The sequence below is a fragment of the Stenotrophomonas nitritireducens genome, from assembly GCF_050984405.1.
Classification (GTDB): domain Bacteria; phylum Pseudomonadota; class Gammaproteobacteria; order Xanthomonadales; family Xanthomonadaceae; genus Stenotrophomonas; species Stenotrophomonas nitritireducens_B.
On record NZ_CP158790.1, the window covers coordinates 2,640,418 to 2,657,811 of the forward strand.

The 17,394-nt window shown below is 71.3% G+C and carries 13 protein-coding genes and 4 pseudogenes; all 17 read left to right on the forward strand.

What is annotated here, in order from left to right; all coding sequences use genetic code 11:
- Positions 1-310 precede the first annotated feature (310 nt).
- The 17 genes and pseudogenes from fliE to flhA all read left to right on the forward strand — a co-directional run bounded on the left by fliE (position 311) and on the right by flhA (position 17,378).
- Positions 311-667 carry a flagellar hook-basal body complex protein FliE gene (fliE, locus tag ABTV91_RS11700; protein ID WP_433851604.1) on the forward strand — a complete coding sequence of 119 codons (357 nt, stop codon included), beginning with the start codon at positions 311-313 and terminating at the stop codon, positions 665-667.
- A 13-nt stretch (positions 668-680) separates the two neighbouring features.
- Positions 681-2,324 (forward strand): flagellar basal-body MS-ring/collar protein FliF, encoded by a 1,644-nt coding sequence (gene fliF, locus ABTV91_RS11705; RefSeq protein ID WP_433851605.1) that lies wholly within the window; start codon positions 681-683, stop codon positions 2,322-2,324.
- A 13-nt stretch (positions 2,325-2,337) separates the two neighbouring features.
- A complete protein-coding gene (fliG, locus tag ABTV91_RS11710; protein WP_433854174.1) occupies positions 2,338-3,324 on the forward strand; it encodes a flagellar motor switch protein FliG in 987 nt (328 codons plus the stop codon).
- A pseudogene (locus ABTV91_RS11715) lies at positions 3,321-3,958 on the forward strand (FliH/SctL family protein). Before fliG ends, ABTV91_RS11715 begins: the two are co-directional and overlap by 4 nt.
- Positions 3,955-5,353, forward strand: a pseudogene (locus tag ABTV91_RS11720) (FliI/YscN family ATPase). The pseudogenes ABTV91_RS11715 and ABTV91_RS11720 overlap by 4 nt, the downstream one beginning before the upstream one ends.
- Positions 5,350-5,766: pseudogene (fliJ, locus tag ABTV91_RS11725) on the forward strand (flagellar export protein FliJ); the annotation flags it as partial. The pseudogenes ABTV91_RS11720 and fliJ, both read left to right, overlap by 4 nt.
- 616 nt (positions 5,767-6,382) lie before the next feature.
- Positions 6,383-7,027 (forward strand): flagellar hook-length control protein FliK, encoded by a 645-nt coding sequence (locus ABTV91_RS11730; protein WP_433851606.1) that lies wholly within the window; start codon positions 6,383-6,385, stop codon positions 7,025-7,027.
- Between the two features lie 379 nt (positions 7,028-7,406).
- Entirely contained in the window at positions 7,407-7,934 is a 528-nt protein-coding gene (locus ABTV91_RS11735) for a flagellar basal body-associated FliL family protein (protein WP_433851607.1), read from the forward strand.
- A gap of 10 nt (positions 7,935-7,944) precedes the next feature.
- Positions 7,945-8,961, forward strand: a complete 1,017-nt coding sequence (fliM, locus tag ABTV91_RS11740; protein WP_433851608.1) for a flagellar motor switch protein FliM — start codon at positions 7,945-7,947, stop codon at positions 8,959-8,961.
- Positions 8,954-9,298, forward strand: a complete 345-nt coding sequence (gene fliN / locus ABTV91_RS11745; protein WP_433851609.1) for a flagellar motor switch protein FliN — start codon at positions 8,954-8,956, stop codon at positions 9,296-9,298. The genes fliM and fliN overlap by 8 nt, the downstream gene beginning before the upstream one ends.
- On the forward strand, positions 9,295-9,702 hold the full coding sequence (gene fliO, locus ABTV91_RS11750; RefSeq protein ID WP_433851610.1) for a flagellar biosynthetic protein FliO: 408 nt from the start codon (positions 9,295-9,297) through the stop codon (positions 9,700-9,702). Before fliN ends, fliO begins: the two co-directional genes overlap by 4 nt.
- Before the next feature lie 2 nt (positions 9,703-9,704).
- Positions 9,705-10,487: a flagellar type III secretion system pore protein FliP gene (fliP, locus tag ABTV91_RS11755; protein WP_433851611.1), complete on the forward strand. Its 783-nt coding sequence runs from the start codon at positions 9,705-9,707 to the stop codon at positions 10,485-10,487.
- A gap of 114 nt (positions 10,488-10,601) precedes the next feature.
- Complete coding sequence (locus ABTV91_RS11760; RefSeq protein ID WP_433851612.1) at positions 10,602-10,871, forward strand: flagellar biosynthetic protein FliQ; 270 nt, start codon at positions 10,602-10,604, stop codon at positions 10,869-10,871.
- A gap of 7 nt (positions 10,872-10,878) precedes the next feature.
- Positions 10,879-11,670 carry a flagellar biosynthetic protein FliR gene (gene fliR / locus ABTV91_RS11765; protein ID WP_433851613.1) on the forward strand — a complete coding sequence of 264 codons (792 nt, stop codon included), beginning with the start codon at positions 10,879-10,881 and terminating at the stop codon, positions 11,668-11,670.
- A gap of 165 nt (positions 11,671-11,835) precedes the next feature.
- Positions 11,836-13,936: pseudogene (locus ABTV91_RS11770) on the forward strand (putative bifunctional diguanylate cyclase/phosphodiesterase).
- 209 nt (positions 13,937-14,145) lie between these two features.
- A complete protein-coding gene (gene flhB, locus ABTV91_RS11775) occupies positions 14,146-15,276 on the forward strand; it encodes a flagellar biosynthesis protein FlhB (protein ID WP_433851614.1) in 1,131 nt (376 codons plus the stop codon).
- Positions 15,273-17,378, forward strand: coding sequence for a flagellar biosynthesis protein FlhA (gene flhA / locus ABTV91_RS11780; protein ID WP_433851615.1), 2,106 nt, complete (start codon positions 15,273-15,275; stop codon positions 17,376-17,378). Before flhB ends, flhA begins: the two co-directional genes overlap by 4 nt.
- Positions 17,379-17,394: the final 16 nt, after the last annotated feature.

Sequence of the window (17,394 nt, forward strand, 5' to 3'; positions counted from 1 at the left end):
GGCCGCCCGACGCCGGTTTTCCGTCGTCCGCTGACGCCGGCCGCGGGACGACGCGCCGGCGCGCTTCACCGTCCCGGAGAGAGCCGGCCAGCGGCCGGCACCCGGCGGCGGCATCCACCGCCGGCGGCCCCGCATCGGCCCGGCCTCCACCACACCGTCACGATTCCCGGCCTCCCCGACGGAAAACCGTCGCCGGGTCCGCCGCCCGTCCCGCCATCGCACGCTTCCCTGCGGGTTTTCCCGTGACTCCGGTTCCGGCACGCGACTTGCACATGAACAGGCAGTACTCCCCTGTCCCGGAACCTTGCCGATGTCCCACTCCGTCAATTCCATCCTTTCCCAGATCCGCAGCTTCCAGACCCAGGCGAGCCAGCCGTTGCCGGCCGCCGACGTCGCGCGCAGCAACGCCATCGACGGATTGGCGGGGGTCCGGCCGGCCCCGGCGGCCAGCTTCACCGACACGCTGCAGGGCGCCCTGGCCGACGTCAACCGCGCCCAGCAGGTGTCCGGCGCGCTGGCGGCCGCGTTCGAGCGCGGCGAGTCCGGCGCCGACCTGGCCAAGGTCATGGTCGCCTCCCAGCAGTCCCAGCTGGCGTTCCGCGCCACGGTGGAAGTCCGCAACCGTCTCGTCCAGGCTTACCAGGACGTGATGAACATGCCGCTGTAAGGAACCGGTCGCCATGGCACTCGCGCTGTCCAAGGATTCATTCAATTCGGAAAAGGCCGGCGCCTGGTTCGACCGGCTGCAGAGCCTGCAGATCACCCGGCGGCTGGGCCTGATGGCGATGATCGCCATCGCCGTGGCGGCCGGCCTGTTCGTCTTCTTCTGGGCGCAGAAGGCGCCGATGGTGCCGCTGTACACCGGCCTGGACCAGAAGGCGACCGCCGAGGCGACCGACCTGCTGCGCGCCGCGCAGATCCCGTTCGAGCTGGACGCGGCCACCGGCGCGATCAGCGTGCCGGAGAAGAACATCCACGACGCCCGCCTCAAGCTGGCCGGCTCGGGCCTGACCGACAGCGGCCGGCTCGGCTTCGAGCTGATGGAGCGCGACCCCGGCTTCGGCGTCAGCCAGTTCATGGAGAACGCCCGCTACCAGCACTCGCTGGAAACCGAGCTGGTGCGCACCATCACCACCCTGCGCCCGGTGCGCGACGCGCGCGTGCACCTGGCCATTCCCAAGCCCAGCGCTTTCACCCGCCAGCGCGACGTCGCCAGCGCCTCGGTGGTGCTGGAACTGCGTTCGGGCCAGCAGCTGGAGCGCAACCAGGTCGACGCCATCGTGCACATGGTCGCCTCCAGCATTCCGGACCTGGCGCCGGAGCGGGTGACCGTGGTCGACCAGAGCGGGCGCATGCTGACCATCGCCGACCCCAACAGCGACGCGGCGCTCAACGCCGCCCAGTTCGACCAGGTGCGCCGCCTGGAAACCTCCTACAACCAGCGCATCCGCGAACTGCTCGAGCCGATGACCGGCGCCGGCCGGGTCAACCCGGAAGTCAGCGTGGACATGGATTTCTCCATCACCGAGGAAGCGCGCGAGCTGTACAACGGCGAGCCGCAGAAGGTGCGCAGCGAGCAGATCAGCGAGAACACCAGCACCACGCAGGGCCCGCAGGGCGTGCCCGGCGCGGCCAGCAATACCCCGCCCGGCCCGGAGGCCGCGCCGGCCACCGCCGCGACCCCGACCGAGAGCAGCAAGAACGCCACCCGCAACTACGAGCTGGACCGCACCCTGCAGCACACCCGCCAGCCGGCCGGCCGCGTCAAGCGCGTGTCGGTGGCGGTGCTGGTCGACCACGTGCCGCGCCCGGGCAGCAACGGCAAGGTCAGCGACCAGGCGCTCAGCGCCGCCGAGCTGACCCGCGTCGAGGCACTGGTGAAGCAGGCGGTCGGCTTCGACGCCGCGCGCGGCGACACGGTGTCGGTGATGAACGCGCCGTTCGTGCGCGACACCACTCCGGTCGAGCAGCCCAAGTGGTGGGAAATCCCGCAGGTCCGCGACGGCCTGCGCCTGGTGCTCGGCGCCATCGTGGTGCTGGCCCTGCTGTTCGGCGTGCTGCGCCCGGCGCTGCGCCAGATCGCCGGTCCGCCCAAGGCACTGGCCGGCCCGGACCAGGACCCGCTCAGCGCCGACGTGCACCTGGTCGAGGACGCCGACGGCCTGCCCGGCCTGGCCAACGACCAGTTGCAGCTGGGCGGCGCCGCGCCGCTGGCGCTGCCGCTGGACGCCTACGAGGAGCGCCTGCGCATGGCGCGCGAGGCGGTCCGCGCCGATTCCAAGCGCGTGGCCCAGGTCGTGAAGGGATGGGTGGCCAATGACTGAGTCCACCGTACAGATGAGCGGCGTGCAGCGCGCCGCGGTGCTGCTGCTCTCGCTGGGCGAGGCCGACGCGGCCGAGGTGCTGCGCCACATGGAGCCCAAGGAGGTGCAGAAGATCGGCATCGCCATGGCCACCCTGACCGACGTCAGCCGCGAGCAGGTGCAGCAGGTCATGGACGAGTTCAGCAACGAGCTCGGCAACAAGACCTCGCTCAGCGTCGGCTCGGACGACTACATCCGCAACATGCTGGTGCAGGCGCTGGGCAACGAGAAGGCCAACAACCTGATCGACCGCATCCTGCTGGGCCGCAACACCACCGGCCTGGACACGCTCAAGTGGATGGACCCGCGCGCGGTCGCCGACCTGGTGCGCAACGAGCACCCGCAGATCATCGCCATCGTCATGTCGCACCTGGAGAACGACCAGGCCGCCGAGGCGCTGAAGCTGCTGCCCGAACGCACTCGCGTGGACGTGCTGCTGCGCATCGCCACGCTCGACGGCATCCCGCCCAACGCGCTGAACGAACTCAACGAAATCATGGAGCGCCAGTTCGCCGGCAACCAGAACCTGAAGTCGTCCAACATCGGCGGCGTGCAGTGCGCGGCCAACATCCTCAACTTCATGGACGGCGGCCAGGACCAGGCCATCCTCGGCGCGATCGCGCAGGTCGACGCGCCGCTGGGCAGCCGCATCCAGGACCTGATGTTCGTATTCGACGACCTGGTGGACCTGGACGACCGCGAGATGCAGCTGGTGCTGCGCGAAGTCAGCGGCGAACGCCTGGGGCTGGCCCTGCGCGGCGCCGACATCAAGGTGCGCGACAAGATCACCCGCAACATGTCCCAGCGCGCCGCCGAGATCCTGCTGGAGGACATGGAGGCCCGCGGCCCGGTCAAGCTGTCCGACGTGGAGGCCGCGCAGCGCGAAATCCTGGTCATCGTCAAGCGCATGGCCGATGAAGGCACCGTCACCATCGGCGGCAACGCGGAGACCATGCTGTGAGCCCGGTGGTGCGCTGGATGGCCCCCGACCTCACCGCCGCGCCGGAACCGGTCGCGGTGCCGGATGCCGACGAAACCGCCGACGACGCCGGCGATTTCCCGCCCGAGCCGGTGCTGCAGCCGCCGACGCTGGAGGAGATCCAGGCCATCCAGGACGCCGCGCGCCAGGAAGGACTGGAACAGGGCCATGCCGAAGGCTATGCCCAGGGCCAGGCCGAGGTGCGGCGGCTGGTCGCGCAGATCGACGGCATCCTGGACAACTTCAGCCGCCCGCTGGTGCGGCTGGAGGACGAGGTGGTGCTCGCCCTGGGCGAACTGGCGGTGCGCGTGGCCGGGCAGCTGCTCGGCCGCGCCTATGAAGCCGAACCGGCGCTGCTGCAGGAACTGGTCAACGAGGCGCTGGAAGCCGTCGGCGGCAGCAGCCGCGAGGTCGAGGTGCGCCTGCATCCGGACGACATCGCAGCGCTGGCGCCGCTGCTCAGGCTCGCCCCTGGCCAGCGCCTGAGCCCCGACCCGGGGCTGAGCCGCGGCGACCTGCGCGTGCACGCCGAGAGCGTGCGCATCGACGGCACCCTGGACGCGCGCCTGCGCGCCCCCTGTCGACGGTGATGCGCAAGGCCGGGGCCGCGCCATGAATACGCCCGCCCCGGCCCCCGCTCCCGCCGCGCCGGCGCCGGCCGCCTGGTCGGCCGCGCGCAACCTGCGCCTGGCCGCGCGCCTGGACGCCATCAACGTCGAACCCGGCCATGGCCGCGGCCTGATCCGCGAAGGCGTGCTGCGCCGCGCGGTCGGGCTGACCCTGGAAGCGGTCGGCTGCGAGGCGCCGATGGCGCCACCTGCAAGGTCGAGGTCGACGGCGGCTGGGTCGACGCCGAAGTGGTCGGCTTCGCCAGCGACCGCACCTACCTGATGCCCAGCGCCGAACTGCACGGCCTGCTGCCGAACGCGCGCGTGGTGCCCTCTACCGGCGCGGCGGCGTCGAGGTCGGCGAAGGCCTGCTCGGCCGGGTCATCGACAGCGACGGGGTGCCGCTGGACGGCAAGGGCCCGATCCGCGCCGAGGGCAGCGCCGGCATGGCCGGCGTGTCGATCAACCCGCTGGCGCGCGAACCCATCACCCAGCCGCTGGACGTGGGCGTGCGCGCGATCAACGCGCTGCTGCCGATCGGCCGCGGCCAGCGCGTGGGCCTGTTCGCCGGTTCCGGCGTCGGCAAATCGACGCTGCTGGGCATGATGACCCGCTTCACCTCGGCCGACGTGATCGTGGTCGGCCTGATCGGCGAACGCGGCCGCGAAGTGCGCGACTTCGTCGAAACCACGCTCGGCGAAGAAGGCCTGCGCCGCGCCGTGGTCGTCGCCGCCCCCGCCGACCGTCCGCCGCTGGCGCGCCTGCACGGCGCCTACCGCGCCACCGCCATCGCCGAGTGGTTCCGCGACCAGGGCCTGAACGTGCTGCTGCTGATGGATTCGCTGACCCGCTTCGCCCAGGCGCAGCGCGAGATCGGCCTGTCCGTCGGCGAACCGCCGACCACCCGCGGCTACCCGCCCAGCGTGTTCGCCAAGCTGCCGGCGCTGGTCGAGCGCGCCGGCAACGGCGCCAAGGGCCGCGGCTCGATCACCGCCTTCTACACCGTGCTCACCGAGGGCGACGACCCGCAGGACCCGATCGCCGACGCCGCCCGCGCCATCCTCGACGGCCACATCCTGCTCTCGCGCCGGGTCGCCGATTCGGGCCTGTACCCGGCCATCGACGTGGAATCCTCGGTCAGCCGCGTGGTGCAGGACATCGCCGACGACGCCTGGCGCCTGCGCATCCGCAAGCTCAAGCGGCTGGTGGCGGCGTATTCTGCCAACCGCGACCTGATCGCCATCGGCGCCTACCAGCGCGGCAACGATCCGGCCACCGACGAAGCGCTGGAACGCTGGCCGGAGATCCTCGACTTCCTCGGCCAGGACGTCAGCCTGGCCGCCGACCTTCCCCACAGCCTTGCCGCATTGAAACGCCTGGTCGAAAGCGAGAACGTCCCATGAAACAATCCCGTCGCCTGGACCCCCTGCTGCGCCGCGCGCAGGATCACGAAGACGAGGTGGCCCGCACCCTGGCCGAGCGCCAGCAGGCGCTGGACATGCACCTGTCGCGCCTGGAGGAACTGCGCCGCTACGCCGAGGAATACGCCGGCGCGCAGATGGCCGCCACCAGCCCGTCGCAGCTGATGAACCGCCGCGCTTTCCTCGACCGCCTGGACAGCGCCGTGCAGCAGCAGAGCCAGACCGTGGACCGCAACCGCGAGCGCGTGGACGCCGAACGCGCGCGGCTGCTGCTGGCCAGCCGCGACAAGCAGGTGCTGGAGCAGCTGGCGGCCAGCTACCGCGCCCAGGAAAAGCAGGTCGAGGATCGCCGCGACCAGCGCGAGATGGACGACCTGGGCGCGCGCCGCGTGCGCCCAGGCCCAGCGTACGGCCGAGGACGAAGCGCCATGACCCCCCGCTGTCCCTCGGCGCCTCCGCGGCCGCCAGCACCGGCGGCGCGGGCACCGCGTCCACCGCCGCGGGCGGCAACGGCAAGGACGGCAGCGGCTTCGACGCGCTGCTGCAGACCGCGCCGCCGCCCACGCCGCGCCCGGCACCGAAGCCGGCCGCCAAGGCCGCGCCGCCGGGGCAGGGCAAGGGCGCCGACGATTCCACCGCCCCGGCTCGGCCCACCGCCCCGTCCGGGACCGCCGACGAGGCCGCGGCCAGCAGCACCGACAAGCCGGCGACCGCCGCCGAAACCGATGCCCGGCCGTCGCAGGACGCCGCCGCGATCCGGACGAACTGCCATGGCCGCCGCCCGGCCTGTCCGGTCTGGCCGTCGATATTCCGGCGCCGGCGCCGGCGCCCGCGACGCCCGACCCCCCCCACCGCCACCGCCACCGCCGGCGTTGCTGCTGCCGTCGCCGCGGCCGTCGCGGGCGACCCGCGCGCGGCCACGGCCGCAGCGGTTTGCCGGCCGACCTGGCGGCCCCGCTGCCGGCGACGCCGCAACCGCCCGGCCCCGCTGTGGCGCTCCCCAACCCGGCCGTGGCCGCGCCCGCCGCGCAGGCGCCACAGGCCGCGGCCGGCGATGCGCTGGCGCAGCTGGCCATCGATCTTCCGTCGAGCGCGCCGCGCGCCGATGCCGGCAACGCCCTGCCGGCGATGGAACCGTCCGCCGCCACCGCCGCGCTGTTCGGCCCGCTGCTGCAGAACCTGGCCGCGGTGGCCGACGCCCGGCCGGCAACGGCCTTCCCGCCGGCCCTGTCGGCGCCGGTGGACATGCAGTCCGCAGGCTTCGACGATGCCGTCGGCGCGCGCGTCGGCTGGTTGGCCGACCAGAAGATCGGCCATGCCCACATCCGCGTCACCCCGAACGACCTCGGACCGGTGGAAGTGAAGCTGCAGCTGGACGGCGACCGCGTGCACGCCACCTTCTCCAGCGCCCACGCCGAGGTCCGCCACGCGCTGGAGAACGGCCTGCCCAGGCTGCGCGAGATGCTTGGCGAGCAGGGCCTGCAGCTGGCCCACGCCGACGTCGGCCAGCAGTCCTCCCACCCGCACGCCTCCGACGGCGACGGCCAGGCGGCCGGTGGCGCCGGGACCGGGACCGACGCGGACGGCGCTGGCGCGCCGGCCACGCCAGGCGTGCACGCGATCCGGCTGCGCGGCCTGCTCGATGCGTATGCCTGACGGCAGGAACATAGAGGGCAGGAACCAGGAACCAGCGAAAGCCAAGGCAGAAGCCGGATAGCGCAGCCTCGGGAAGTTGCTCCCTGCCCCGAGGTATCGGCGTCCTGATACCCGCCGGCGCAAAGAGGACATGGACTTTCCCGGAAGCCTGCCCCGGGCAGATGTTCCAATGTCGGCTCAAGGAAGAAAGCGCGGCAGGGCCTGCCAGCGCCGAGCCCCGAAGCCGCGGCCTTGCACCCGCGCTTTCACTGGTTCCTGTTCACTACGTTCCCGCCTCCCGCTTCCCATTCCCCACCCCGTCAACTTCCCGTCATCACCCTTGACCGCGCCGCGGCACGCGTATTGCATATTCAGGGACAGCAACCCTGAGGAGCACAACGTGGCAGCCGCCGCCGACAAATCCCGCAAGCCAGACCCCTCCAAGGACAAGGACACGGCCGCCAAGCCACGCCGCTCGATGCTGGCCACGGTCCTGGTCGCCGTGATCGCCGCCGGTGGCGCCGGTGGCGCGGTCTGGTATTTCACCCAGGGCCGCGCCGACGCGGCGCCGGCCAAGGCCAAGGTCGCCACGTCGGCCACGCCGGCCCCCGCCCAGTACTTCGCGCTCGATCCGGCCTTCGTGGTCAACCTCAGCGGCCGCCTGGACGGCCCGCGCTACCTGCAGGTCGAAGTGCAGCTGATGACCCGCGACCCGGAAGCGCTGCCGGCGCTGCAGACCCATGCCCCGGCGATCCGCGCCAGGCTGCTGATGCTGTTCTCGCAGGTCGAGCCGGAGCAGATCGCCGACCGCGCCGGCAAGGAAAAGCTGCAGGCCGCGGCGCTGGCCGAAGTGCAGAAGCTGATGACGGCCGAGACCGGCAAGAAGACCGCCGACGACCTGCTGTTCACCAGTTTCGTCACCCAGTAAGGCGACGCCGATGAGCATCAACGACCTGCTGTCCCAGGATGAAATCGACGCCCTGCTGCATGGCGTCGATTCTGGTGCGGTGGAGACCGTGGAACCCGAGCCGCCGCCGGGCGAGGCGCGGTCCTACGATTTCGCCAGCCAGGACCGGATCATCCGCGGGCGCATGCCCACCCTGGAGATGGTCAACGAGCGCTTCGTGCGCCTGTGGCGCATCGGCCTGTTCAACCTGATCCGGCGCTCGGCCGAGATCTCGGTGCGCGGCATCGAGCTGATCAAGTTCGGCGACTACCTGCACTCGCTGTACGTGCCCACCAACCTGAACCTGGTGCGCTTCAAGCCGCTGCGCGGCACCGGCCTGATCGTGTTCGAGCCGACCCTGGTGTTCGCGGTGGTGGACAACTTCTTCGGCGGCGACGGGCGCTACCACACCCGCATCGAGGGCCGCGAGTTCACCGCCACCGAGATGCGCGTGATCCAGCTGATGCTCAAGCAGGCCTTCGTCGACCTGCGCGAGGCCTGGAGCCCGGTGATGAACGTCGATTTCGACTACATCAATTCCGAGATCAACCCGCACTTCGCGAACATCGTCAGCCCGCGCGAATACGTGGTGGTGTGCCGCTTCCACGTCGAGCTGGAGAGCGGCGGCGGCGACATCCACATCACCCTGCCCTATTCGATGCTGGAGCCGATCCGCGAGCTGCTCGACGCCGGCATCCAGAGCGACCGCAACGACCGCGACGAGAGCTGGGCGATCATGCTGCGCGAGCAGCTGGACACTGCCGAGGTGGAGCTGTCCAGCGTGATCGCGCGCCGCCGCATGAGCCTGCGCGACCTCACCCGCCTGAAGGTCGGCGACGTGCTGCCCATCGACATGATCAAGGACGTCCCGCTGTGCGTGGAAGGCATCCCGGTGTTCACCGGGGAGTTCGGCATCGCCAACGACCGCAACGCCATCAAGATCACCGCAACCCATCCGCCGGGCAAGCGCCAGCGCCCGCCCGTGTCCCAGGAAGAGTCCAATGACTGAGAACGACCCCATCGAAACCCCCGCCGCCGCCCCGGCGCAGTTCGCCAACCTGCAGGCCGAGGGCGACGGCCAGGCCGACCTCAACCTGGACGTGATCCTGGACGTGCCGGTGACGCTGTCGCTGGAAGTCGGGCGCGCGCGCGTGCCGATCCGCAACCTGCTGCAGCTCAACCAGGGCTCGGTGGTGGAACTGGAACGCGGCGCCGGCGAGTCGCTGGACGTGTTCGTCAACGGCACGCTGATCGCCCACGGCGAGGTGGTGGTCATCAACGACCGCTTCGGCGTGCGCCTGACCGACGTGGTCAGCCCCAGCGAGCGCATCCGGAGACTGCGTTGAACCTGCTGCCTGCCGCCGCCCTCGCCGTCGCGGCCAAGGCCGCGCCGGTCGGGCAGCACGCTCCGGCCGCGCCGGGCCTGTTCGGCGCGGTGATGGCGCTGCTGATGGTACTGGCGCTGATCGTCGGCCTGGGCTGGCTGCTCAAGCGCATGCCCGGCAGCGGCTTCCGCCCGGCCGACGGACTGAAGGTCGTGGCCAGCCTCAACGTCGGCGCCAAGGAACGCGTGGTGGTGGTGGACGTCAACGGCCAGCAGCTGCTGCTGGGCGTCACCGCCGGCGGCATCAGCACGCTGCACCAGTTGCCCGAACCGCTGCCGCAGGCGCCGCCGCCGTCGCTTCCCAACCTCAAACACCTCCCGAATTTCGCGCAGCTGCTGCAACAGAAGCTGCGCAAGGACGCCTGACCATGCCGGTCCACCGTTTCGATCTCCGCCGCTGCTGGCAGCTGGCGGTTCTCCTCGCCCTGCTGGCGCTGCCGCTGTTCGCCTGGGCCGCGCCCGCCGCGCCGCAGATGCCGGCCCTGCCCGACGTGAACGTCGGCCGCATCGGCAGCCAGCCGGTCAGCCTGCCGCTGCAGACCCTGCTGCTGATGACGGCCATCACCCTGCTGCCGTCGCTGCTGCTGGTGCTGACCGCCTTCACCCGCATCATCATCGTGCTCGGCCTGCTGCGCCAGGCGATGGGCACCGGGCAGACGCCGTCCAACCAGGTGCTGCTGGGGCTGGCGCTGTTCCTGACCGCGATGATCATGATGCCGGTCTGGGACAAGGCCTGGTCCACCGGCATGGCGCCCTACCTGGACGGTCAGATCGACTTCCAGACCGCCTGGACGCTGACCACCCAGCCGCTGCGCGCCTTCATGCTGGCGCAGGTGCGCGAGACCGACCTGATGACCTTCGCCGGCCTGGCCGGCCATGGCCCGTACGCCGGCCCGGACGCGATCCCTTTCCCGGTGCTGGTGGCCTCGTTCGTGACCAGCGAGCTGAAGACCGCCTTCGAGATCGGCTTCCTGATCTTCATCCCGTTCGTGATCATCGACCTGGTGGTGTCCAGCGTGCTGATGTCGATGGGCATGATGATGCTCTCGCCGATGCTGATCTCCGCGCCGTTCAAGATCCTGCTGTTCGTGCTGGTGGACGGCTGGGTGCTGGTGGTCGGCACGCTGGCGGCGAGTTTCAACGCGGTTTGACGCGGGGAACGGGGAAAGGGGAACAGGGAACGTGGATTCCCCGTTACCCGCCCCTCCCCGCCAGCCAGCCTCCTCCATTCCCTGTTCCCCATTCCCCGTTCCCGGCCTTTCCCCATGTCCCCCGAACTCGCCCTTACCGAACTGCGCGGCGGCCTGGTCGCCACCCTCTGGGTCGCCGGCCCGCTGCTGATCGTCGTGCTGGTGGTCGGCGTGGTGATCGGCATCATCCAGGCCGCCACCCAGCTCAACGAGCCGACCATCGCCTTCATCGCCAAGGCGGCGGCATTGACGGCGGCGCTGTTCGCGCTCGGCAGCCTGCTGCTCGGCCACCTGGTGGAATTCACCACCCTGCTGTTCCAGCGCATCCCGCACCTGATCGGCTAGGCGCGCCGTGGATCCCGTCACCCGGATGGCCATCGACGGCCAGCAGGCCTTCGCCATCATCGGCACCACCCTGTGGGTCATGCTGCGCATCGGCGCGATGCTGATGGCGATGCCGATGGTGGGCTCGCGCGCGGTGCCGACGCGGGTGCGGGCCATGCTCGCCGTCGCCCTGTCGGTGGCGCTGGCGCCGGTGCTGCCGCCGGTGCCGGCGTGGAACGGATTCGACGCGGCCACGGTGCTCGGCGTGGCGCGCGAACTGGCCATCGGCGTGACCATCGGCTTCCTGCTGCGGCTGATCTTCGAGGCCGGCGCGATGGCCGGCGAACTGATCGCCCAGGGCACCGGCCTGGCGTTCGCGCAGCTGACCGACCCGCTGCGCGGCGGCAGCTCGGGCGTGGTCGGGCAATGGTTCTACCTGCTGTTCGGCCTGCTGTTCTTCGCCAGCAACGGCCACCTGGCGCTGATCTCGCTGCTGGTGGAAAGCTACAAGGCGCTGCCCATCGGCACGGCGCTGCCCGACCCGCACGCGATGGCGTCGGTGGCCCCCACCCTGTTCCTGCAGGTGTTCCGCGGCGCGCTGACCCTGTCGCTGCCGCTGATCGTGGCGATGCTGGCGGTGAACCTGGCCTTCGGCGCGCTGGCGCGGGCCGCGCCGGCGCTGAACCCGATGCAGCTGGGCCTGCCGGTGTCGTTGCTGCTGGGCCTGTTCCTGCTGACCCTGCTGGCCGGGGAAATGGCGGCGCCGGTGCAGCGCCTGTTCGACGGCGCGTTCGACGCGGCGCGCCAGGTGACGATGTGATGCCCGGCACAGCCGGGAGACCGGGGCGGCGTTTGCCGCGCAGGAACCCTTGCCCGGACGGGGCCGGGCCGGGATAGTCTGGAGCGCTGTCGCCGCCGGCACGGAAACGCCGGCGCACGGGACCGTGGCACACCCGAACGTGCCATCGAGCGTAGGGAGGGGGCGATGCTTGCAGGAAGCTACAACCCGTTGTTCGTCGTGCTGTCGGTCCTTGTCGCGATGCTGGCTTCGTTCACGGCGCTGGACATGGCCTCGCGCGTGTCGGCCTCGCGCCACTCCGGCGCGGCGGTCGGCTGGCTGCTGGCCGGCGGCATCGCCATGGGCGCGGGCATCTGGTCGATGCACTTCGTCGGCATGCTGGCCTTCCGCCTGCCGATCCCGCTCGGCTACGACCTCGGGCTGACCGTCGAATCGCTGCTGGTGGCCATCGCCGCCTCGCTGTTCGCGCTGTGGCTGGTCTCGCGCGCCACCCTGCCGCACCTGCGGCTGGCGCTGGGCGCCCTGCTGATGGGGCTGGGCATCGCCTGGATGCACTACGTGGGCATGGCCGCGCTGCGCATGCAGCCGGCCATCGACTACGACCCGCTGCGTTTCGTGCTCTCCATCGTGATCGCGGTGGTCGCCTCGTGGAGCGCGCTGTACATCGCCTTCCGCCTGCGCGCGGTGGAGAAGGCGCTGCCGCAGCGCCTGGCCGCCGCGGCGGTGATGGGCCTGGCCATCGTCGGCATGCACTACACCGGCATGGCCGCGGCGCGTTTTCCGGCCGGCTCGGTCTGCGCCGCGGCGACCAACGGCGGGATCAGCGTCGAATGGCTGGCCGCCTGCGTGGTGATGCTGACGGTGGCGGTGATGGCGGTGGTGCTGGTCATCTCGCTGTTCGAGCAGCGCATGCAGGCGCGCCTGCTGCACCTGCGCAACTCGACGCTGTCGGCCTCGCTGGACGACGCGCGCAAGGAACTGTTCCACGCCAGCCGCCACGATTCGCTGACCGGCCTGCCCAACCGCCAGCTCTCCCACGACCGCATCGAGCAGCTGCTGCAGCGCTGCGGCCAGGACGGGCTGTCGTGCGCGGTGATGACCCTGGACCTGGACGAGTTCCGCCACATCAACAGCGCCTTCGGCCCGCAGGCGGGCGACGCGGTGATGGTCGACGTGGCCGAACAGCTGCGCCGCCTGCTGCCCGACGCCCCCGACGGCGGCCTGGTCGGGCGCCTGGGCGGGGCGGCGACCAGTACGTGATCGCCACGCGCGCGCCGCTGGCCGGGGCGCCGACGCCGCACCGCTGGCCGAACGCATCCTCATCGCGCTCAACGCGGTGCGCGTGGGCGGGCGCGACATGCGCGTGACCGGCAGCCTGGGCGTATCGCTCTACCCGCAGCACGGCGCGGCCGCGCCGCAGCTGCTGGCGCACGCCGAAACCGCTACCCGCCACGCCAAGCAGGCCGGGCGCAACACCCACGCGCAGTTCGCCGAATGGATGGTCGCCGACGCCGAGCAGGACCGGCGCCTGCTCGAGGACCTGCGCCGGGCGGTCGGCAGCGCGCAGCTGACGCTGCACTACCAGCCGCGGGTGCACGCCGACAGCGGCCGCGTCACCGGCGCCGAGGCGCTGATCCGCTGGCGCCACCCCGCGCACGGGCCGGTGCCGAGCGAACGCATCATCCGCCTGGCCGAGCAGAACGGGCTGATGGACACGATCGGCCGCTGGGTGCTGGACGAGGCCTGCCGGCAGATCCGCTGCTGGCACGATGCCGGCCACCCGGACTGGCAGGTGTCGGTCAACCTGTCGGGCCTGCAGCTGGATTCGCCGCGGCTGGTCGAGGACGTGCGCCAGGCCCTGCAGCGCAACGAACTGGAGCCCTCGCGCCTGGTCCTGGAAGTCAGCGAGAACGCGGTGACCCGCGACGCGGACGCGACGGTCGGCGTGCTGCGCGCCATCGCCGCGCTCGGCGTGGGCATCTCGATCGACGATTTCGGCACCGGCTTCTCCAGCCTGCTGCAGCTGCGGCGGCTGCCGGCCACCGAGATCAAGATCGACCGCGCCTTCGTGCTGGCGCTGGAGGACAGCGACGAGGACGTGGTGGTGGTCTCGGCCATCGTCGCGCTGGGCCATGCGCTGAACATGGAAGTCGTCGCCAAGGGCATCGAGACCTCGGGCCAGCGCACCTACGCCGAACGCCTGGGCTGCGACCACCTGCAGGGCTTCCAGCTCGGACGCCCGGTCGGCGCGGAAAGCTTCATGCGCCTGTACAGCGGCGGCGTCTGACCGCGAAGGCCGGGCGCCGGGAAACCGGCGTGCCCGCGCCGCGCCGGGGGCATGCCAGCGGGCGCGCTGACCGCCCGCCCCGGCCCGGCAGCCGGTCAAGGAAAGGTCCTCCGCCGCGGCGCCGGCCCGGGCGAGCCTCCGCCCCCGGCCTCGACGGCGCGGAACGGTTCTTGCACGGCAGCAGCCGACTCCCGCATCCGCGCCTGGCCATGGCCGAGAACGAAGACGGCACCGAAAAAACCGAACAACCTACCGGCAAACGCCTGCGCGACGCCCGCGAGAAGGGCGACATCCCGCGATCGCGCGAACTGGCGACCGCCGCGGTGTTCGGCGCCGGCGTGATCGCCGTCACCACCCTGTCGGGAATGATCGGCGGCAACGCGCGGGCGTGGATGCGCGCGGCGCTGTCGCCCGACCCGGGGCTGTTCGAGCAGCCCGGCGCGCTGTTCGGCCATGCCGGCCTGCTGCTGCTCAAGCTGCTGCTGGCGGCCTGGCCGCTGCTGCTGGTGTGCCTGCTGGCCAGCTTCGTCTCGCCGCTGCTGATGGGCGGGCTGCGGGTCTCGTCCAAGGCGCTGATGCCCGACCTGAACCGCATGAACCCGATGAGCGGGCTCAAGCGCATCTACGGCGCGCAGTCGCTGGCCGAGCTGGCCAAGTCGCTGCTGCGCGTGCTGTTCGTCGGCACCGCCGCCGGCCTGTGCATCTGGCACGGCTTCGACGCGCTGCGCGGCCTGCTGCGGATGCCGCTGGAGCGGGCGGTGCTGGACGGGCTCGGCTTCACCCTGCGGCTGCTGCTGGCCACGGCCGGGGCGATGGCGCTGCTGGCGGCGATCGACGCGCCCTACCAGCACTGGAACTGGCTGCGCAAACTGAAGATGACCCGCGACGAGGTCAAGCGCGAGATGAAGGAAAGCGAGGGCAGTCCCGAGGTCAAGGGCCGCATCCGGCAGATGCAGATGCAGCTGTCGCAGCGGCGGATGATGGAGGCCGTGCCCGGCGCCGACGTGGTCGTGGTCAACCCCACCCACTATGCGGTGGCGCTCAAGTACGAGGCCGGGCGCATGAACGCGCCGACCGTGGTCGCGCGGGGCGTGGACGAACTGGCCCTGCGCATCCGCCAGGTGGCCGACGGCAACCGGGTGGCCATCGTCTCGGCGCCGCCGCTGGCACGCGCCTTGTATAGGGAAAGCCAACTCGGCAAGGAAATCCCCGTGAGACTGTATTCGGCCGTCGCCCAGATCCTGTCCTACGTCTACCAGCTGCGCGCCTGGCGCAGCGGGCCGATGCCGCAGCAGCCGGCCATCGACATCGACGAATTCGGCCCGGGGGCCCGCCCATGAGCGCCCAGCCCATGCCGGCCACCGCGCGCCGCCTGCTGGACATGATCCGCCAGGGATTCGGCGCCCCGCTGATCGTGCTGGCGCTGCTGGCCATGGTGGTGGTGCCGCTGGCCGCGCCGGTACTGGACGCGCTGTTCACCTTCAACATCGCCATCTCGCTGATGGTGCTGCTGGCGGTGGTGTACGTGAAGCGGCCGCTGGACTTCACCATCTTCCCGATCGTGCTGCTGGTCACCACCATGCTGCGGCTGGCGCTGAACGTGGCCTCCACCCGCGTCATCCTGCTCAACGGCCAGAACGGCCACGAGGCCGCCGGCAAGGTCATCGCCTCGTTCGGCGAGTTCGTGATCGGCGGCAACTACGCGGTCGGCATCGTGGTGTTCGCGATCCTGACCATCATCAACTTCGTGGTCATCACCAAGGGCGCCGGGCGCGTGTCGGAAGTGACCGCCCGCTTCATCCTCGACGCCATGCCCGGCAAGCAGATGGCGATCGACGCCGACCTCAACGCCGGCCTGCTGACCCGCGAGGAGGCCAAGGCCCGCCGCGAGGAAGTGCGCGAGGAAGCCGATTTCTACGGCGCGATGGACGGCGCCAGCAAGTTCATCCGCGGCGACGCCATCGCCGGCATCCTGATCCTGTTCATCAACCTGCTCGGCGGCCTGGCGGTGGGCGTGCTCCAGCACGGCATGCCGTTCGGCGACGCGGCCTCCACCTACACCCTGCTGTCCATCGGCGACGGCCTGGTGGCGCAGCTGCCGGCGCTGCTGGTATCCAGCGCGGTGGCGATGCTGGTCACCCGCGCCTCGCGCGCCCAGGACATGAGCCAGGCGATGATGGGCCAGGTGTTCGGCCAGTACCGCGCCCTGGCCATTGCCGCGGCCATCATCGGCCTGGTCGGCCTGGTGCCGGGCATGCCCAACCTCGCCTTCCTGATCCTGGCGGCGATCCTCGGTTTCCTGGCCTGGAAGCTGTGGAAACGCGAAGCGGCCAACGCCGCCCAGGCCGGTGCCGAGGGCGCCGCCGCGCCGGGCGAGATTCCCGGCCTGCACTCCTCGCAGCCGGCGCCGACCGCCGAACTGAGCTGGGACGAGCTGCGCCCGGTCGATCCGCTGGGCCTGGAGGTCGGTTACCGGCTGATCCCGCTGGTGGACAAGGCCCAGGGCGGCGAACTGATGGCGCGCATCAAGGGCGTGCGCCGCAAGCTCACCCAGGACGTCGGTTTCCTGATCCCCTCGGTGCACATCCGCGACAACCTGGAACTGCCGGCCACCACCTACCGCGTGCTGATCCACGGCGTGCCGGTGGCCAGCGCCGAGATCCACCCCGACCGCGAACTGGCGCTGGACCCGGGCAGCGCCATGGGCCAGCTGGACGGCATCCCCGGCAAGGACCCGGCCTTCGGTCTGGACGCCACCTGGATCCAGCCGCACCAGCGCGGCCACGCCGAATCGCTGGGCTACACCGTGGTCGATCCGGCCACGGTGGTGGCCACCCATCTCTCGCACCTGATCCGCGAGCACGCCCCCGAGCTGCTCGGCCACGAGGAAGTGCAGCAGTTGCTGGCGACCCTGGCCAAGAGCGCGCCCAAGCTGGTCGAGGACCTCACCCCGAAGGCGCTGCCGATCTCGGTGGTCGCGCGCGTGCTGCAGAACCTGCTGATCGAGCGCATCCCGATCCGCCAGCTGCGCAAGATCGCCGAGGCGCTGGTGGAGAACGCCCCGCTCACCCAGGACCCGGTGGCGCTGACCGCCGCCGTGCGCAACGCGCTGGGCCGTTTCATCGTGCAGGAGATCGCCGGGATGTCGCCCGAGCTGCCGGTGTTCACCCTGAATCCGCAACTGGAACGGGTCTTGCAGGAATCCACGCAGGGCAACGGTGCCGCACTGGAACCCGGTCTCGCCGAGCGCCTCCACCAGAGTCTTGCCGAATGCGTCGGCAAGCAGGAGGCGCGCAACGAGCCGGCCGTGGTGCTGGTACCAGGCCCGGTCCGCGCCGCCCTCGCCCGGATGGTCCGCCACAGCGTCCCCTCGCTGTCGGTGCTGGCCTACAGCGAGGTACCGGAAGACAAGCGCCTGAAGCTGGTCGGCACGATCAGCTGAGGACGCCTGGAAACCG